Annotated in this window: 12 protein-coding genes; 10 read left to right on the top strand and 2 right to left on the bottom strand. The window is 41.7% G+C overall.

The window, feature by feature from the left end:
• Window position 1 precedes the first annotated feature (1 nt).
• The 9 genes from FQ608_RS05820 (at window position 2) to FQ608_RS05780 (ending at window position 12609) form a co-directional block, all read left to right on the top strand.
• Window positions 2-1219 (top strand): chorismate-binding protein, encoded by a 1218-nt coding sequence (locus FQ608_RS05820; protein WP_158856878.1) that lies wholly within the window; start codon window positions 2-4, stop codon window positions 1217-1219.
• Window positions 1216-2904, top strand: coding sequence for a 2-succinyl-5-enolpyruvyl-6-hydroxy-3-cyclohexene-1-carboxylic-acid synthase (gene menD, locus FQ608_RS05815; protein ID WP_158856877.1), 1689 nt, complete (start codon window positions 1216-1218; stop codon window positions 2902-2904). Before FQ608_RS05820 ends, menD begins: the two co-directional genes overlap by 4 nt.
• Before the next feature lie 257 nt (window positions 2905-3161).
• The gene (locus FQ608_RS05810; RefSeq protein WP_158856876.1) at window positions 3162-4043 is read left to right on the top strand and encodes an inositol oxygenase family protein; all 882 of its coding nucleotides are present in this window, start codon (window positions 3162-3164) and stop codon (window positions 4041-4043) included.
• Between the two features lie 117 nt (window positions 4044-4160).
• Entirely contained in the window at window positions 4161-5780 is a 1620-nt protein-coding gene (locus FQ608_RS05805; protein WP_317168895.1) for a solute:sodium symporter family transporter, read from the top strand.
• 110 nt (window positions 5781-5890) lie between these two features.
• A complete protein-coding gene (locus tag FQ608_RS05800; protein ID WP_158856875.1) occupies window positions 5891-6250 on the top strand; it encodes a hypothetical protein in 360 nt (119 codons plus the stop codon).
• Window positions 6251-6423: 173 nt separating this feature from the next.
• The gene (locus tag FQ608_RS05795) at window positions 6424-7665 is read left to right on the top strand and encodes an efflux RND transporter periplasmic adaptor subunit (protein ID WP_158856874.1); all 1242 of its coding nucleotides are present in this window, start codon (window positions 6424-6426) and stop codon (window positions 7663-7665) included.
• Between the two features lie 20 nt (window positions 7666-7685).
• Window positions 7686-10847 (top strand): efflux RND transporter permease subunit, encoded by a 3162-nt coding sequence (locus tag FQ608_RS05790; protein WP_158856873.1) that lies wholly within the window; start codon window positions 7686-7688, stop codon window positions 10845-10847.
• A gap of 46 nt (window positions 10848-10893) precedes the next feature.
• On the top strand, window positions 10894-12330 hold the full coding sequence (locus tag FQ608_RS05785; protein WP_158856872.1) for an efflux transporter outer membrane subunit: 1437 nt from the start codon (window positions 10894-10896) through the stop codon (window positions 12328-12330).
• 42 nt (window positions 12331-12372) lie between these two features.
• On the top strand, window positions 12373-12609 hold the full coding sequence (locus tag FQ608_RS05780) for an acyl carrier protein (protein ID WP_234364084.1): 237 nt from the start codon (window positions 12373-12375) through the stop codon (window positions 12607-12609).
• A gap of 20 nt (window positions 12610-12629) precedes the next feature.
• Here the strand turns inward: FQ608_RS05780 and FQ608_RS05775 are convergent, their stop codons facing one another.
• Window positions 12630-12968, bottom strand: a complete 339-nt coding sequence (locus FQ608_RS05775) for a Dabb family protein (protein WP_234364098.1) — start codon at window positions 12966-12968, stop codon at window positions 12630-12632.
• A 396-nt stretch (window positions 12969-13364) separates the two neighbouring features.
• Here FQ608_RS05775 and FQ608_RS05770 point away from each other — a divergent pair, with 396 nt between their 5' ends.
• The gene (locus tag FQ608_RS05770; protein ID WP_158856871.1) at window positions 13365-13769 is read left to right on the top strand and encodes a response regulator; all 405 of its coding nucleotides are present in this window, start codon (window positions 13365-13367) and stop codon (window positions 13767-13769) included.
• Between the two features lie 553 nt (window positions 13770-14322).
• Here the strand turns inward: FQ608_RS05770 and FQ608_RS05765 are convergent.
• Complete coding sequence (locus FQ608_RS05765) at window positions 14323-17241, bottom strand: glycoside hydrolase family 3 N-terminal domain-containing protein (protein ID WP_234364083.1); 2919 nt, start codon at window positions 17239-17241, stop codon at window positions 14323-14325.
• Between the last annotated feature and the right edge of the window lie 20 nt (window positions 17242-17261).

Raw genomic sequence — 17261 nt, 5'->3', positions numbered from 1 at the left:
TATGGACACCTTACTAGATCAAAAAAAAATACCTGTAAAATGCTTTTTGGATGTGATTATCTTAAATGCGTTACGAAGCAACGCACAGATAGCCGTTTGGCGAAAGCCTAAAGAAAACAAAATTGAGCTTATAATTGATTCCAATCAAAAGCCCTCTCTGGTCTCGACAGAAATAGAATCACTTCCACCAGGTTATATCCTCCATCCATTTCAAGATTCAGCAGACAAAAAGGCGTACTTCATAAATGCTGAGAATTATTATGCCATTGATCTAGCATCATCGCATATTGTGGTTGACGACGAGGCAGTCTATCAAACTTGGACTAATGAAAAGGAAAACCTTCCTTTTAAAATTAATCAACTTTGGCAAAACAAAGAGCTGAAAGAAAGGATAATAATCCCGGTACCGACAAACCGGGAAACATTTTTGGAAACCGTGCAGAAAGGTGTGGATGCTATCAATTGTGGGGACCTGTTCAAAATTGTTCCCGCCAAAGTGAAGATCCAGGAAATGGATCGGGATTTTGATTTAACTGCCGCTTTTCTGAGTCTTTGCCAAGCCTATCCCAATGGCTTTGTGAATTTTTTCCATATCCCACAAATAGGGACATGGATAGGAGCTTCTCCAGAAGTATTAATTAAAACGAGGGATCAATATTTTTATACCATGGCCTTGGCAGGCACCCAGCGGGCGCAGGGTGAAAATCCCCTGAAAAGTGCCGCTTGGACCCAAAAGGAAATTGAAGAGCAAGCGCTGGTCAGTCGGTATATTGTCAATTGCTTCAAAAAAATACGACTGAGAGAATACGATGAAATTGGTCCGAAAACAAGCATTGCAGGACCCTTGCTTCATCTAAAGTCTGAATTTAAGGTGGACATGGAAGCCACTAATTTCCCCCAACTGGGCTCAGTTATGCTAGACCTGTTACATCCCACTTCCGCTGTATGTGGTATGCCCCGGGAAAAAGCATTGGAATTCCTTTCTCGCGAGGAATCGTTTGACCGCTCATTTTTTGCGGGATACCTTGGGCCGGTAAATATCCATAAAGAAACGGCTATTTTCGTAAACCTCCGTTGTGCTAGGTTACTTGGCGATAAGGCCATTCTCTTTGCCGGGGCAGGAATTACAGAAGATTCGATACCGGAAAAAGAATGGGAAGAAACGGAGTTGAAATGTGATATCATTGGAAAATTTCTTCAAAAAACCCCTATCTCTTGATCATTCAGCCCATCATTGACCTGGCGACTATCTGCGCGGCGAAAGGCATCAAAGAAGCCATCTTATCGCCAGGTTCCCGCTGTGCTCCGCTTTCTCTTGCTTTTATCCGTCACCCGGATATTCACTGCCGGACTATCCCCGACGAGCGATCTGCTGCTTTTATCGGCTTGGGTATGGCTCAGCAACTTAACAAGCCCGTGGTATTGGTATGCACCAGCGGTTCAGCAGCACTCAATTATTTCCCGGCAGTGGCCGAAGCATACTTTCAACAAATTCCCCTCCTAATTTTGACAGCGGATAGACCGGCAGAATGGATTGACCAACTAGACGGCCAGACAATAAGACAAACTGACGTTTATGGCAGCCATGTCAAAAAGAGCTACGCTTTTCCGGATTCGTTTGAACATTCTGACAAGCGCTGGCATGCCCATCGGATTATCAACGAGGCTATTAATGAAAGTATGTCAACGCCCAAAGGCCCGGTGCATGTGAATATCCCCTTGCGGGAGCCCTTTTATCCCACTGGAGAGGAGGGATTTGATTTTGAACAACCCGTGCAATTAATTGACGTGACATCGGGTGTTTTGACGTTATCTGAAGATCAAAAGAGCAGTCTTAAAACCCAATTGGGGAAATACAGAAAAATTTTGGTTATACCCGGCCAGCAAAAGCCGAGAGCAGAAGTTAGAAAACTTCTTTCCCAAGTTGCTCAACAAAAAAAGGCGACCGTAATTTCAGATTTAATCACCAATACGCATACATCCGAATCCGTCAATCACCCGGATTTTATCTTACAAACTATCCCGGAAAAATCGGCCATGATCCCGGATTTGGTTATTAGCTTCGGTAAAAGCATCCTTTCGAAATCACTAAAGCAATTTCTCAGAAGTAGTTCGGCGACCCATTGGCACCTACAAGAGAGCGGATATGTCCCTGACCCCTATCAGAAGTTATCAAAGATCATCCATTGCCAGCCAATCGAGATTCTTGAACTTATGTTAGATTTACAAGCTGAGGGCGATCCGAACTTTATTCAGGCATGGAAGGACTCAGAAGGGGTAATTGGCGAAAACTTACAAGGAATTTTTGAGGATGCTGCATTTGGCGAATTTAAGGCGTTGGCCTGTTGTTTCAGAGAAATCCCCCATGCCTCTAAACTGCATCTGTCAAACAGCATGACTGTCCGCTATGCAAGCTTCCTCGGAAACTTGCATCCCTCCATTGAAATAATTGCAAACAGAGGCACCAGCGGCATAGATGGATCTAATTCAACTGCTGTAGGATGCACCTTCACAACAAAAGATGTTGTAACACTTGTTACCGGCGACATGGCTTTTTTTTATGACCGCAATGCATTTTGGCACAAATACAATCTGCCAAACCTTCGAATTATTGTGCTGAACAATCATGCGGGAGGGATATTTCGGTTGATTGAAGGTCCTGCACAGTTACCGGAGCTGGAGGAATTTTTCGAAACCGAGCAAAAATTATCCGCCAGTCATTTAGCCGTGGAATTCGGTTTTGGATATACGCCGATTTATACTGCGGAAGAGTTAGATACCGCTTTGGTGTATTTTTACGGAAAGTCCATCCGCCCCAAAGTCTTGGAGATCTTTTCTGAAAGCAAACTCAATGCGGAGATTCTAAAATCCGTCAAAAGGAAACTAAAAATCTCAATACCTTAATCCCGGCCCTTATACATGCTCTGAGCGCAATTTAAACCCAACGTATCTGCATTTTACAATAAGGAAGGCAAATAAAAAATATGCGGACACCTTCTCAAATGATGGTTTTTTTTGCTAAATTTCCCGTCATAAGAAGGGATTCCTTAAAAAGTTAAACTTTCAAATTTATTTAGTTGATTGTTTGTTATACCGGTATGGTTTTAGTTTAAAAGATCCAACTATACTTAGAAAAAGATAATCCATAAGAACAAAACATCATGAAAGCCGAATACAGCGAAAAAGAAAAAAATCCATTGGAAAGTATTGAGGAATGGGAAGAAGATTTATTGATCAGATATCCCGAACCAAAAGATACCCAAGCTAAAAGCAAAGAGGATTACAGAAATTATCACGACTCGGAGAGGGTAGATACAGTCAAAGAATTCTATAGACTAAACCATAAGTATCAGACCTATGACTTTGTCGTAGACAAAGAAAAAGAATTTCTTAAATTCGAAAAGAAAGAAATGCCCTTTTGGGATGCGATCACCTATTTAAACACACTCGTGGACGACTCTGATCCTGATACAAGCCTGGATCAGTTGCAGCATCTCCTTCAAACCTCAGAAGCCATCCGGGCGGATGGCCATCCGGATTGGTTTGTCCTTACCGGGTTTATACACGACATGGGCAAGGTTCTTTGTCTTTTTGGCGAACCTCAATGGGCAGTCGTCGGTGACACATTTCCCGTAGGTTGCCAGCATGCAAACAGTATCGTCTACCCCGAATTTTTTAATGATAATCCTGATTCACGGGATGAACGGTTCAATAGCAAATACGGCATCTATGAGCCAAACTGCGGTATGGACAATGTAAAAATGTCTTGGGGCCACGATGAATATTTGTATCAAATGATGAAAGACTACCTTCCGGAACCGGCTCTTTACATGATCAGGTATCATTCGTTTTACCCCCAGCATCGGGAGAATTCCTATGATCACCTGCTCAATGAGCACGACAAAGAAATGTTCAAGTGGGTAGATAAATTCAACCCCTATGACTTGTATTCGAAGGTTCCTGTTCCACCTGACGCAAAAGCACTACGGCCTTACTACGAAGATTTGGTAGCCAAATACCTGCCTTCCACACTTAAATTCTAAATGGCCCCAAATGCCCTTCCAGAAAGATGGGCATTTGGATTTTATTGTCCTTAGCAGGTCTACAGGAATAATCCCCACTTATAGAACCCGATTGCAATTCCCCAAATCTTCCGATAAATGGTCAAGGTTTGGGGAATTTTACAACCTAACCCACCTCCACCCATGCTGACCGTCATATCCTTTGTAGGATTCACCTTATTTGTGGCATTTTTTTCTTGGTATAAACTTAGAAAGGATGATATCAGCTCAAAGGATGGCTATTTTCTGGGTGGCAGAACGCTAACGGGAGGGGTTATCGCCGGGTCTATGATCCTGACCAACATTTCCACAGAGCACCTGATTGGAATGAATGGGTCGGCTTATAAGAACGGGATGATAATCATTGCATGGGAAGTCACTTCAGCCATTGCTTTGGTGATTGCCGCCCTCTATTTTTTACCCATTTATTTACGGATGGGACTTACGACCATTCCCCAATATTTAGAAAACAGATACGATGCTACCACCAAAACCATCGTAGCATTGCTTCTTATGCTTTCTTTTGTAGTCACTTTATTGCCCATCGTATTGTACACGGGAGCTATTAACCTAGAGAGCATATTTACGGTTTCGGAAGTCCTTCAGGTAAGTAAAGGCGAAGGAATATGGATAACCGTGATCGTAATAGGTGTGGTAGGGTCTATTTATGCTATTTTTGGAGGCCTAAAAGCAGTTGCCCTGTCGGACACAATAAATGCAATCGGATTAGTCATTGGAGGTCTTATGGTACCGGTATTTGCACTTTGGGATATTGGTGATGGCAGTATAATTGTCGGAATGAAAAAAGTATATGACGCTGCCCCATCAAAGTTCAATGTAATCGGTGCGGAAGATTCAGTACTTCCTTTCAGTACGCTGTTTACCGGATTGATGATCAATCAGATCTACTTTTGGGGAATGAACCAGACGATTATTCAACGCGCTTTAGGTGCCAAAAACATGGCCGAAGCACAGAAGGGACTGTTGTTTACCGGGGTGTTTAAAATTCTCATTCCCCTTATTATCGTCCTACCTGGCATTGTAGCCTTCTATTACTACGGAGAACAGTACTATGACAATCAGGATTTTATTTATCCCATTCTATTAATGCGGGTATTGCCACTGAGTTTGATTGGTTTCTTTGCGGCAGTAGTTCTGGGTGCTATTCTAAGTACGTTCAACAGTGTGCTTAATTCTGCCGCCACTATTTTCAGTTTGGATATTTACAAAAAAATGATTTCACCAAAAGCTAGCGACAAAAAACTTGTTCGCGTGGGCAGGTTGAGTTCATTAGTACTAGCAATTACCGCGATCCTTATAGCACCGTTGGTGGGAAATGCACCAGAAGGCCTGTACCAGCTTATGCAACAGCTCAATGGCATCTTCTTTATCCCTATCGCTTCAATACTGATAGCAGGATTTTTTATCCCAAAAATTTCAGCAATCGGTGCGAAAGTCGGACTACTTATGGGGTTCTCTTTTTATATATTAACCACATTCATATTCGATGTGGGTATTCACTTCATCCATATCTGGGGTATTGAATTCATTTTGAACCTAAGTGTCATGTATCTGATAAGTCTCCGATTTCCTCCAGCTCAACGGACAAATTTACAGAAACCGGTAAAGTTGGACCTAAAAGAGTGGAGGTATGCCAAACCTATGTCGGCCACACTTTTTATAGTAGTGGTACTAATCTATATATGGCTGGCGCAATGAGATGAAGGAAAATCATACTGGTAATTTTCCCCCTGATAATTTGTTCAATTTTTAATAACTAGCTAGATTTATAGGATATAATTCTTTAATTTTGACTAGGAATTATTAATATGAAAAAAAGCTTCCAATTTTTCGTTAAAAGATTTCTGACCAATTTTTTGGCGGCGTTCTTGGTGTGCCTATCCGTAGCAGATGGAGAGGAAGCAGAACACGATATCATTCACGAAGATTTCCAAGTTGCAGAAATCCTTTATGACTACGTTGACTTCCCGACTTCACTTGTTAGGAACAATACCGTAAATTATTCGAACCTGCAGCGGATCGCTGATGACAATAGCTCCAAATTTGAGTTTGGAATTATCGCGCGTAAACTTTTTAGCGACTCCAAGTTAAAAAAAATCACCCAAATTCATTCCCACCCTCATATAACTCATTTAGTCAAGATGGTTATATGTAAAAATGCCCCTTGACATACATCCAAAACTTTTTTCTCTAACAGCTGGATTTCCTGCTGTCATTAATTAGCGTTTCTCGATTTTAAAAGTAACCCGAAAACCCCGCTGTTGGAAACATCCATCAGTCGATCGTTAATTTGCCCCAAAAACCAACTAATTATTTCTTTCAAAATTAATTATTCAAAATAATGAAAAAAGATATTGGATTTCAGCTGTCTGGAAAATATTCCTTTAATGCTGGTAGCATCATTGTGTTACTAGTTGCGGTGATCTTCGCATCCTCCTGTAGTACCGGGAGTGGCAAAGACAGCCAAAATAAAAAACTCCTTGAGTTGCCAGTACTTACCCTAATGCCAAAGAAAATAGAAATCCCGAAAACCTATGTTGCGGATATTCAAGCAAGGCAATTTGTGGAAATACGGTCAAAAGTAGAAGGATTTGTGGAGAAAATATATGTCGATGAGGGCGATTTTGTGATAAAAGATCAGCCTCTTTTTCAAATGAGTTCTGTGGAGTTTTCAGAGTTGGTCAATTCAGCGAATGCCCGCCTTATGCAAGCTATAGCGGAAGAGAATGCGGCCTCATTGGAGGTAGATCGGCTAAAAATATTAGTTGAAAAAAATATATATTCTTCTTCGGAATTAGAATTGGCCCAATCAAAAAAAGATATGGCTAGTTCTTCCGTAATGGAGGCAGAGGCACTTCTTAAAAATGCCCAAATTGGCTTGTCCTACACGACAATCAGGGCTCCATTTGACGGCTTTGTTGACCGTATTCCCTATAAAACAGGAAGCTTACTCAATAGTGGGGATCTTTTGACGAATATCTCAGATATCGATGAGGTATTTGCTTATTATAAGATCACTGAGAATGAGTATTTGGAGTATATGCGAGGGAAAATGAATAAAGCGAGATTGGAAGAAGAAGTGGATAAGGTGGCCGACAATCTAAAAGAAGCTTTGGTGGAAGAGGCTGAAGTAATATCCCTTATTTTATCTGATGGGCATTTTTATTCCCACCCAGGGCAATTAGAAACCATGGAGGCTGACTTCGAGACCGGAACTGGTTCTATTGCCTTACGTGTAAGATTCCCAAATCCTGACGCACTGCTCAAACATGGGGCAAGCGGCAAAGTTCAGATGACCAAACCGCAGGATAATGTTTTCTTAATCCCCCAAAAAGCAACTTTCGAAATCCAAGATTATACCTATGTGTATATGGTTGATGAAGAAAATACAGTAACTGTTCGGAGCTTCCGACCACTTGGAAGGTATGGTCTCTTTTATATAGTAGAAGATTTTAATGCTGGAGACAGAATTGTATTTGAAGGCATACAACTGGTTCAAGACGGTATTAACATATCCCCTATTGAAGCTGAAGACCAAGATGTTTATGGTTCATTGGCAGACAATTCTACCAATATAAACTAAATTCTAAGACCCTTTTTAACATGTTTGACATATTTATAAAGCGGCCGATTCTATCGACCGTTATATCCATACTAATTACACTTTTGGGGTTGCTTTCACTGTTGAACCTGCCAGTGACTCAATTTCCGGAAATCGTGCCTCCTTCGGTGACGGTAACAGCCAAGTACACTGGGGCAAACGCCGATGTTCTCACTAAAGCCGTAGCCACTCCCCTTGAGCGCGCGATAAATGGCGTTCCAAATATGACGTATATGACTTCTGTCAATACAAATGATGGGATTTGTCTGATAACCGTCAACTTCCAAGTGGGAACAGACCCTGATTTGGCTGCAGTGAACGTCCAGAACAGAGTCTTAACCGTATTGGATGAATTACCCGAAGAAGTTATCCGAGCCGGGGTAATGACAGAGAAGGAGGTTAATTCCATGCTTCTTTATCTAAACTTGATGACCACGGACACCTCCCAGGATGAGAAGTTTGTTTATAATTTTGTAGACATTAACATTTTATCAGAACTGAAACGGATTGATGGAGTGGGTTTTGTGGAAATCATGGGATCTAGAGATTATGCCATGCGTATTTGGTTAAACCCAGATAGACTGGTAGCATACGAGCTAACCCCCCAAGATGTAGATGAGGCCATCCGACGGCAAAATGTAGAAGCAGCCCCGGGAAAGTCAGGGATCAGTTCAGACAAGGATCCTCAAGCACTGCAGTATGTATTGAAATATACCGGCAAATTCAATCAGGAGGTTGATTTTGAAAACATCACCCTAAAAGCCCTTCCGGATGGATCTCTTTTAAAAATCAGGGACGTGGCTGAGGTGGAGTTTGGATCCCAAGATTATAACATGGTATCCACAACGGACGGTCGGCCATCCGCTTCCATCATGATGAAACAGCGTCCGGGCTCCAATGCTCGGGAAGTCATTCAAAACGTTAAAGACAAAATGGAGGAATTAAAACTTTCCTCCTTTCCTCCTGGAATGGAGTACAATGTTTCTTATGACGTTTCCCGTTTTTTGGACGCATCTATCACTGAGGTAATTAAGACTTTAATAGAAGCATTCTTATTGGTATCAATAGTGGTATTCATCTTCCTCCAGGATTTCCGCTCCACCCTGATACCTGCTATTGCGGTTCCTGTATCACTGATCGGAACATTTTTCTTTATGGATTTATTTGGCTTTTCTCTGAATCTATTAACACTATTTGCCATGGTGTTGGCCATAGGCATTGTGGTGGATAACGCCATTGTAGTAGTGGAAGCCGTCCATGTAAAGATGCACAAAGATGGTTTAAATGCGAAAGATGCCACCTTTGCGGCGATGAAGGAAATTGGCGGCGCCATTATTGCCATTACCTTGGTAATGTCGGCAGTTTTCGTGCCGGCTGGCTTTCTAACTGGCCCCGTTGGGATTTTTTACAGGCAGTTTTCACTGACACTGGCTATTGCCATTGTGATTTCCGGAATAAATGCGCTGACCCTTTCTCCAGCATTGTGCAGTCTTTTGTTGAAACCTGTGCATCACGAAAATAAAAAAGGGGTACTATCCAAGTTTTTCAACTGGTTCAATACAAACTATGAGCGATTCTCAAACAGATATGCTTGGCTAATCGGCAGAACAGCAGGCAGAAAATCACTGACCTTTGGCCTATTGATGCTGTTTTTTATATTGGTATACGGGGTTTCAGCCATTCTTCCCACGGGTTTTATCCCCAATGAGGATCAAGGAATGATCTATGTCAATGTCACGACACCACCGGGTTCGACAGTAGAGCGGACCCAGCAAATCATGGATGACGTACAAGCCACACTTCTGCCCTTCGATGAGGTGGAAACAATTTCTACTTTAGCAGGATATAGCCTATTAACCGAAACAGCTGGCGCCTCTTATGGCATGGGTATGATTAACTTGGTAGACTGGGCCGATAGGGATCAGCGAGTTAATGATTTGATCTCAGAGTACCAGGAAAGAACAGCCCATATTACCGGAGCAGAAATTCAGTTCTTTGCCCCGCCTCCAGTACCTGGCTTTGGAAACGCATCTGGCTTTGAATTAAGGCTTCAGGATAAAACGGGGGGATCCCTTGATTTAACCGCCCAAACGATTTCTGAATTCACCACAGCCTTGAATGAACGTGAGGAGTTAAAGGATGTGTTTACCGGGTTTGACCCAAGTTTTCCCCAATACCTCCTTCGGGTAGACCACGACAAGGCCGCTAAATTGGGTGTATCTGTAGAAGCTTCTATGGAAACCTTACAAAGTTATATTGGGAGTTTTTATTCATCAAATTTTATACGATTCGGCCAAATGTACAAAGTGATGATTCAAGCTCTTCCGGAATACCGGACGAATCCTGAATCACTTCTGAAGCTGTACACGAAAAATAATCAGGGAGAAATGGTTCCGTATTCAAACTTTGTTACGCTGGAGAGAACCTATGGGCCTGAGCAAGTAACAAGGTACAACATGTTCACCTCTGCTATGATAAACGGAGAAGCAGCGGATGGATATTCAAGTGGTGATGCCATTCAGGCAGTAGAGGAAACCGCACTTTCCATGCTCCCCCGCGGATTTGATATAGACTGGTCGGGGATCACCAGAGAACAAATCGATTCTGGAAACCAAGCCATTTATATCTTTATGATATGCCTTTTGTTTGTATATCTCTTGCTGGCTGCCCAATATGAAAGTTATCTCCTTCCTTTTCCAGTAATTTTATCATTACCAGCCGGTATCTTTGGTTCATTTTTATTGTTAAAATTGACGGGACTGGAGAACAACATCTATGCGCAGGTTTCCCTGATTATGCTAATTGGTCTTTTAGGAAAAAACGCCATTCTAATCATTGAAATCGCCGTGCAGTCTAGACAAAAAGGTATGGGAATATTGGAATCTGCCGTAAATGGTGCGGTGGAACGGCTTCGGCCCATACTCATGACCTCCTTTGCATTTATCAGCGGGTTGATTCCACTCACTATTGCAAGTGGCGCGGGTGCTTTAGGTAATCGAACTATCGGAACGGCCGCCGCAGGGGGAATGTTCATTGGCACCTTCGTCGGAATTATCCTTATTCCCGGACTTTATTATGTGTTTGAATCCTGGGCCAGTTCATTAAGTAAAAAGAAAGAAAAGGCATCCAACGAAAAACTGATTCCAGAACTTAACGAAGCGTAATAATTTGTACCCTTGATGAAGGGACTAATAATCCATTATTTTCTATATGAATAATTACACGATATATATACTCGTCGCAATTGCATTTAGTTTTAGCTGCAATACTGCTGAGCAGATTTTGACACAGCCTGCCATCCCTGTTACCTATGTTAATGATGCATTAAAAAAAGATTCAGCTAATTGGGCCATGATTTCCTGGGAATCCTTTTTCAGGGATGAAGCGCTGAAAGAGCTAATTCAGGATGGGCTTTCCCAAAATCAGGATGTATTAAAAACACTTTATAGAATTCAAATTTCCCAAGCAAGTCTCCGTCAAGCAAGGCTGGGGAGATTGCCGGAATTGAATCTTCAAGCAAGTACGGGAGTTCGAAGATTTGGTGAATACACCATGGATGGAGTGGGAAATACGGATTCAAATTTATCCCCAACCGTGCCCGAGGACAAAATGATACCAGATCCCTACAGGGATTTCTTGATAGGTTTGGATTTTAGCTGGGAAGTGGATATCTGGGGGAAGCTCAAAATGAGGAAAAGACAAGCCCTGATGCGATACTTGGAATCTGAGGAGATGCTTCGTTTTACGCAAACAAATCTTATTGCGAACATCGCAACTACCTATTTTTTAATTTCCGGATTGGAGGAACAAATAATGATATTGAATAAAAATATCTCTGTTCAAGAGGACGCTTTCGAATTGGGGAAAAGTTTGAAAGAGGCGGGACAGGACAGCCAGCTTTCCCTTGACCAATTTGAGGCACTTTTGTTGAACTCAAAGGGGTTATTACTCCAAAAAAACCGGGAACTGCAACAGGCAAAACTTAATTTGTCCCAATTAACCGGAAGCTATTCGACTGATTTTTCTTACAATTCATTGGAACAGACTGAGTTGCTTCCAGAAGTAATAGAAGCGGGTGTTCCTGCTGATCTTATACGAATGCGGCCGGATATCCGGGCTGCTGAGATGAATCTTCAGGCTCAACATTTGGAGGTGGGAATCGCCAGAACTGCCTTTTTTCCCAGTTTAAACCTGTCAGGATTGGTGGGATATAATGCCTTTGATTTTAGCCGTTTGTTTTTAAATCCAGCTTCTGCGATTTATCATGTAGGAGGTGGACTGAGCGCTCCAATCTTTAACAGAAAGCGAATTGACGCAATGTACCAAACAGCCAAAGCTGAACAAAAAATTGCACTGTACAATTTTGAGCAAACTGTGTTACGAGGGTATTTGGAGGTAATGGGCTTTATAAATGATTATCAATACTTATCCGATCAAATTTTATTAAAAACAGATGAAGTAATTGTGCAAAAACGGTCAATTGAAAATTCATCTACCATGTTTAAAATAGGATATGCCGATTACCTGGACGTCATTAATTCACAGAGCAGGTCTCTGGAAGCTGAATTAGATTTTGTTAAGCTGAGGGTTGAGCAATTTCAAAGCTACGTCGACTTATATAAAGCCCTGGGTGGAGGTTGGATGTAAAATTCCTCTTTTTATGGTCATTATCCTACAAAGTGTTTCTAAGTGAAGAAAATCATAAAATTCAGAAAGCTTATAATGCTTTTCCGTAGTTATGGCATACATCTTACAGGAAATCTCAAAGAAAAAAACTTCTACCACCACTTAAACATGGATGAAATTTTTGTCTATGGCTTAATTTTCGAGGCTGAATATATGTTGGGTATCGAAATAGAAGTGGATTGGAAAAAAATACAACGTCCTGTGGATCTTATAAAAATAGTATTAAAAAAAAAGCGGTAAGATAATCTTACCGCTTTTTTCTATTTTGCCCAATAATCTACGACTGTAACGTCGTCTAGGTGGGGACTAAGCACGTCCACGAAGGCTTTATGCGCTGGATGGGGAAGATAAATCTCCCTGTCTTCCTCACTTTCGAACGTTACAAAAAAACAATGGGTAAGGCCTTTGTTCAGACCTTCAGGACTGTTGTTTGTACCCCATTCGAAATCCCGGATTTCTGGAATCTGATCTCCTAGGGCTATGAAGGCATCCTCCACTTTTTTGACATCCTCAGCGGAAGTTTCATCTTTGAACTTAAAGAGTACTACGTGTCTTAATAATGGTTTATCCATTGTAGCTGTTTTATCTGGTGAAGTCATTTCATTGGACTGCTGGTCTGAGGCCGGTTGGCTACATGACCAAACTAAGCAACTTATCAGCAGCAAGCTGATTTGAAAATACTGTCTTTTCATAGGTTGGGAATTTAATCTAGCTTTATTTTACCTTCGAAATTAACGAAAAAAAATAAGATGCGTACCCTTCCCAAAATTTTATTTACTATAATCAACATATGGCCTATTATTCACATCTTCTATAAATGAAATTTGAAATTTTGAAAATTAATATCCCCTTTCTTAACCTAGTATTGGGATACCTAAATAAAATTTCCTACATTTCTTCTCATTATTAAATTGTAATTTAAGGTAGATAAACTCCTTTTAAAAATACAACCTGTATTTGGTGTTGGCAAGCTGATAAATTTAACCAAAACTTTTATGCCTGAAATAAAAATTGCCTGTGTAGTAGACGATGACCCACTTTATAATTTTGGGATTAAAAAATTATTTGAGTATTCTTCCTTTTCTGAGGATAATCTCTTTTATAAAAATGGCCAAGAAGCAATAGATGGTTTGTCTAAGATAATTGAAAATGGTGAAACTCTTCCCAATGTCATTCTTCTGGATATCAATATGCCTATTATGAACGGTTGGCAGTTTTTAGAGGAATTTAAAAATAGGGGAATGGACATCCATGGTATACGGATTTTTGTTGTTTCTTCCTCCATAAATCAGGATGAAATAGATAGGGCAAATGCCTATGACTATGTCAGCGGGTACATCTTCAAACCGCTAACGATGGATAAAATTAAAGACCTTAAGGAAAAACTGGCTAATATGTAGATTGACGGTTATTCAATTTTTTTTCTAGAGGTGGAAGTTGGGGAGTGGGGACGGATATATGGCCTACGGCCGATATATAGTGGATATAAGGCCTACGGCCGATATATGGAAAAATGATATTGGTAGATATTGGATATTGATAGGATACTAAATTGAAATATTGTAGAAATATAGCCTACGGCCGAAATATTTTAAATTGATATTGGATTAGTGATAAATGATGGGTTATGAATTGATACGGGTGGATACTAGGGGTGTATGAACGATTAGTTGAATTCTCAATTCAAGATAGCCCCAAAGGGGTGAAATCAGTAGCCTGGGGTGTAGCGGCAGCGGAGCCCCAGGTATAGAAGACATATTTCAGTTTTCGTTTTGGCCGCCAGGATGGTTGTGGTGCCATTCATTTTATGCCAAAACCCGATTATGTTAATCTTTGCTTTTATGTTAATCTTTGCTTTCTTGATGGAGATAAGTGACAGTAAATGGTTATTGGGTTAGATATGGGACATGAATTATAAATTGATAATTAACCATTAACCATTGACATTCAATCTCATTTTACATACAACCCGTTGGCTTTCAATGCCTGATACACCACTTCCATTACATTGGTGCGGGTATTTAACTGGTACAGCTTTCGGTTTTCTCTGGTTGGATTTACTCTATTGGATAGGAAGATATAGACTAGGTCGTTAACCGGATCTATCCAGGCATAGGTACCTGTGAACCCTGTATGTCCAAAACTTGAAGCCGGCGCACTCGGCGCTGCATTTCCGGAAGGGTCGCCGGGACGGTTTGGCCTGTCAAATCCCATGGCGCGGTAATTACCTGACTCGCAATGCACACATTTGCCGTATTGGTGTACGATGCCTTGACCAATGATCTGCTGATCTCCATATTTCCCGTCATATAGGTAGAGGTGCATCAGTTTTGCCAAATCATTGGCGTTGCCAAAGAGTCCTGCATGTCCGCTAATTCCACCCATCATCGCCGCACCTTCATCATGGACAGTCCGATGCAACAATTGCCTCCTGAATAGGGAATCATACTCCGTCTCAACCACATCAGCTAATTCATAATTTGCATACGGATTAAACACCAAATGCTGTGCACCTAACGGATCAAAGATGTTTTTCCTGAGGAAAGCTTCAAATGGAACCCCCGAAATTTCCTCTACCAAGGCAGGTGCCAGGATAAAAGATAAATCACTGTACACATAACCCTGACTCGGATCTACCGGAGAATCCATAATCTCACGATATATTCTTTTTGAATAATTACGGTGAATATAGAGGTTGTCAGCCACCCTAATCGGAAATCTTGCCGAAGAGTCACTTTTCATTGTAAACCACTTGAATTTTCCGCTTTTCCTGACCGTGCTTTGCCAAAAAGGAATCCACGACCGTAACCCCGCTTGGTGCGTCAAGATGTCCGAATATTTCAGTTCCTCCTTGTTGGTCCCCCGTGCCATAGGGAAATAGTGTCCCAAGGTTTGGTTTTCATCAAACCTACCCTCCCCTTTCAAGTACATAAAAGCCGCCAAGGATGTACTAACCTTAGTTAAAGAAGCTAAATCATAGATATCGTCCAACTTCACCTCCTGCAATGAATCATACGTATGGGTTCCAAACGCTTTGTGATAAAAAACCTGACCGCCCTTGGCTACCAACACTTGCGCACCGGGAATGGCTTTTTCCCTAATTGCCAATTCAATCAGGGAATCAATACCTTGCAACTGATGAGATGCGATGCCGATATCTTCGGGCAATGAGTAAGCCACCCGAATTCCGCCTTGGGAATCCAATCCAGCCCCTACTTTAAAATAGGAGGAAACCGTCACTGGCAGCCTACCTTTGGCTCCAATCCCTCCAAATATCAGCTGCGAGACCAGGTCTTGGGTATCCTCAGTTTCCTGATACGCTCCGATCACCCCATGGGAGTGGGGGAGGTCAACCAGACTTTCCAAACTGTATATATTTCCAAAAACAGATACTACCATTTTTTTCGTAGCATTTAATTCCTTAAGCATTAGGTTCATCTCCGGAGTAATCCCGAAATTTGACCCGCCAGCCTTTAACTGTAGCCCATGAACGCCAACCAATATGATGTCAAATTTGTCCAAGTCTTTTTTAAGTACATTTAAGTCATCCAGAGTGGCATCCTTGGATAGAAAAAAATGCTCAATAGGTGCATAGCGCTCCAGCCCTCTTTGAAAAGAAGTCTTCTCCCCTACCCCCATGGCCAGGGATGCGATTTTAATTTCTCCCAAATTTTTAATTGGAAGCAAATCGTTGGTGTTTCGCAATAGTGTCAAGGAATTAGCCACCAGTTTTCGGGTTAGGTTTTTCGCTTCGGAATTGTTTAGATCTTGAATTAGCGATTGTGTTTCTATTGGTTGCCAATTATCAAGTCCAAGCCAAGCTTTAGCTTTGAGAACCTTTTTGACCCGTATATCGATTTCCTCTATGGTGATTTCCCCCGCATCCAATGCCTTTTTAACTTCACGGATGGTCGCCGAAACGTTCATGGTATTCAGCAGCATGTCATTCCCTGCCAGTAGGGCTTTCACGTCCACTACTCCCGGTTCATAAAATTTCGCTACTCCCTGCATATTTAGGGCATCGGTAAAAACCAACCCCTCATAACCCATTTCTTCCTTAAGCAAACCATTCACAATAGGCCTTGATAGGGTTGATGCCAGGTTCGGAGTATCATCCAACACGGGAATCTGCATATGGGCAACCATGATACTGCCAAGGCCTTGCTTAATCAATTCCCTAAATGGGTATAACTCCACGTCTTCTAAACGCTTCTTTGAAAAATGGATAACTGGCAATCCATAATGGGAGTCCACATTCGTATCCCCATGGCCGGGAAAATGCTTGGCCGAGGCCAATACTTGGTTATCTTGCATGCCCTTCATGTAGGCAATGGATTTAAGACTTACGTTTTCCTGGACTTCCCCAAATGATCTAAATCCGATTACCGGGTTAGCAGCATTGTTGTTTATGTCTACCACAGGTGCAAAATTTACCTGCAATCCCGCCCGCTTGGTTTGACTGGCAATTTCTTTCCCCATATCATAGATCAGACTATTGTCCTGAATGGCCCCCAGAGCCATTTGGTAAGGAAACCGCACCGTACTGTCCAGACGCATAGCAAGCCCCCATTCTCCATCGATACTGACCATAAGGGGGATTTTTGATTCCTGCTGGTACCTGTTGATCATGTTCGCTTGCCTAACAGGTCCCCCCTGAAAAAAAATCATACCCCCAATTTTATGGGTCGTAACCAATCTGCTGATGGAGTCTATATGAACCTGATCCTTGTTGGAATACACCGGAACCATGATTAACTGCGCAATCTTTTCTTCCGTATTAAGCGAGGAAAACATCTGTGATACCCACTCTACCTTATCCTGGGATAGGTGCAAAAAGGGAGGAGAGGAATGCTGTCCAGCAGATCTAAACACAAATGCTGAGAGAAATAATA

This window comes from Lunatibacter salilacus (assembly GCF_009797935.1).
Classification (GTDB): Bacteria; Bacteroidota; Bacteroidia; order Cytophagales; family Cyclobacteriaceae; genus Lunatibacter; species Lunatibacter salilacus.
Note: the sequence above shows the minus strand (reverse complement) of the source record. Positions and strands in the feature narration are given on the sequence as shown.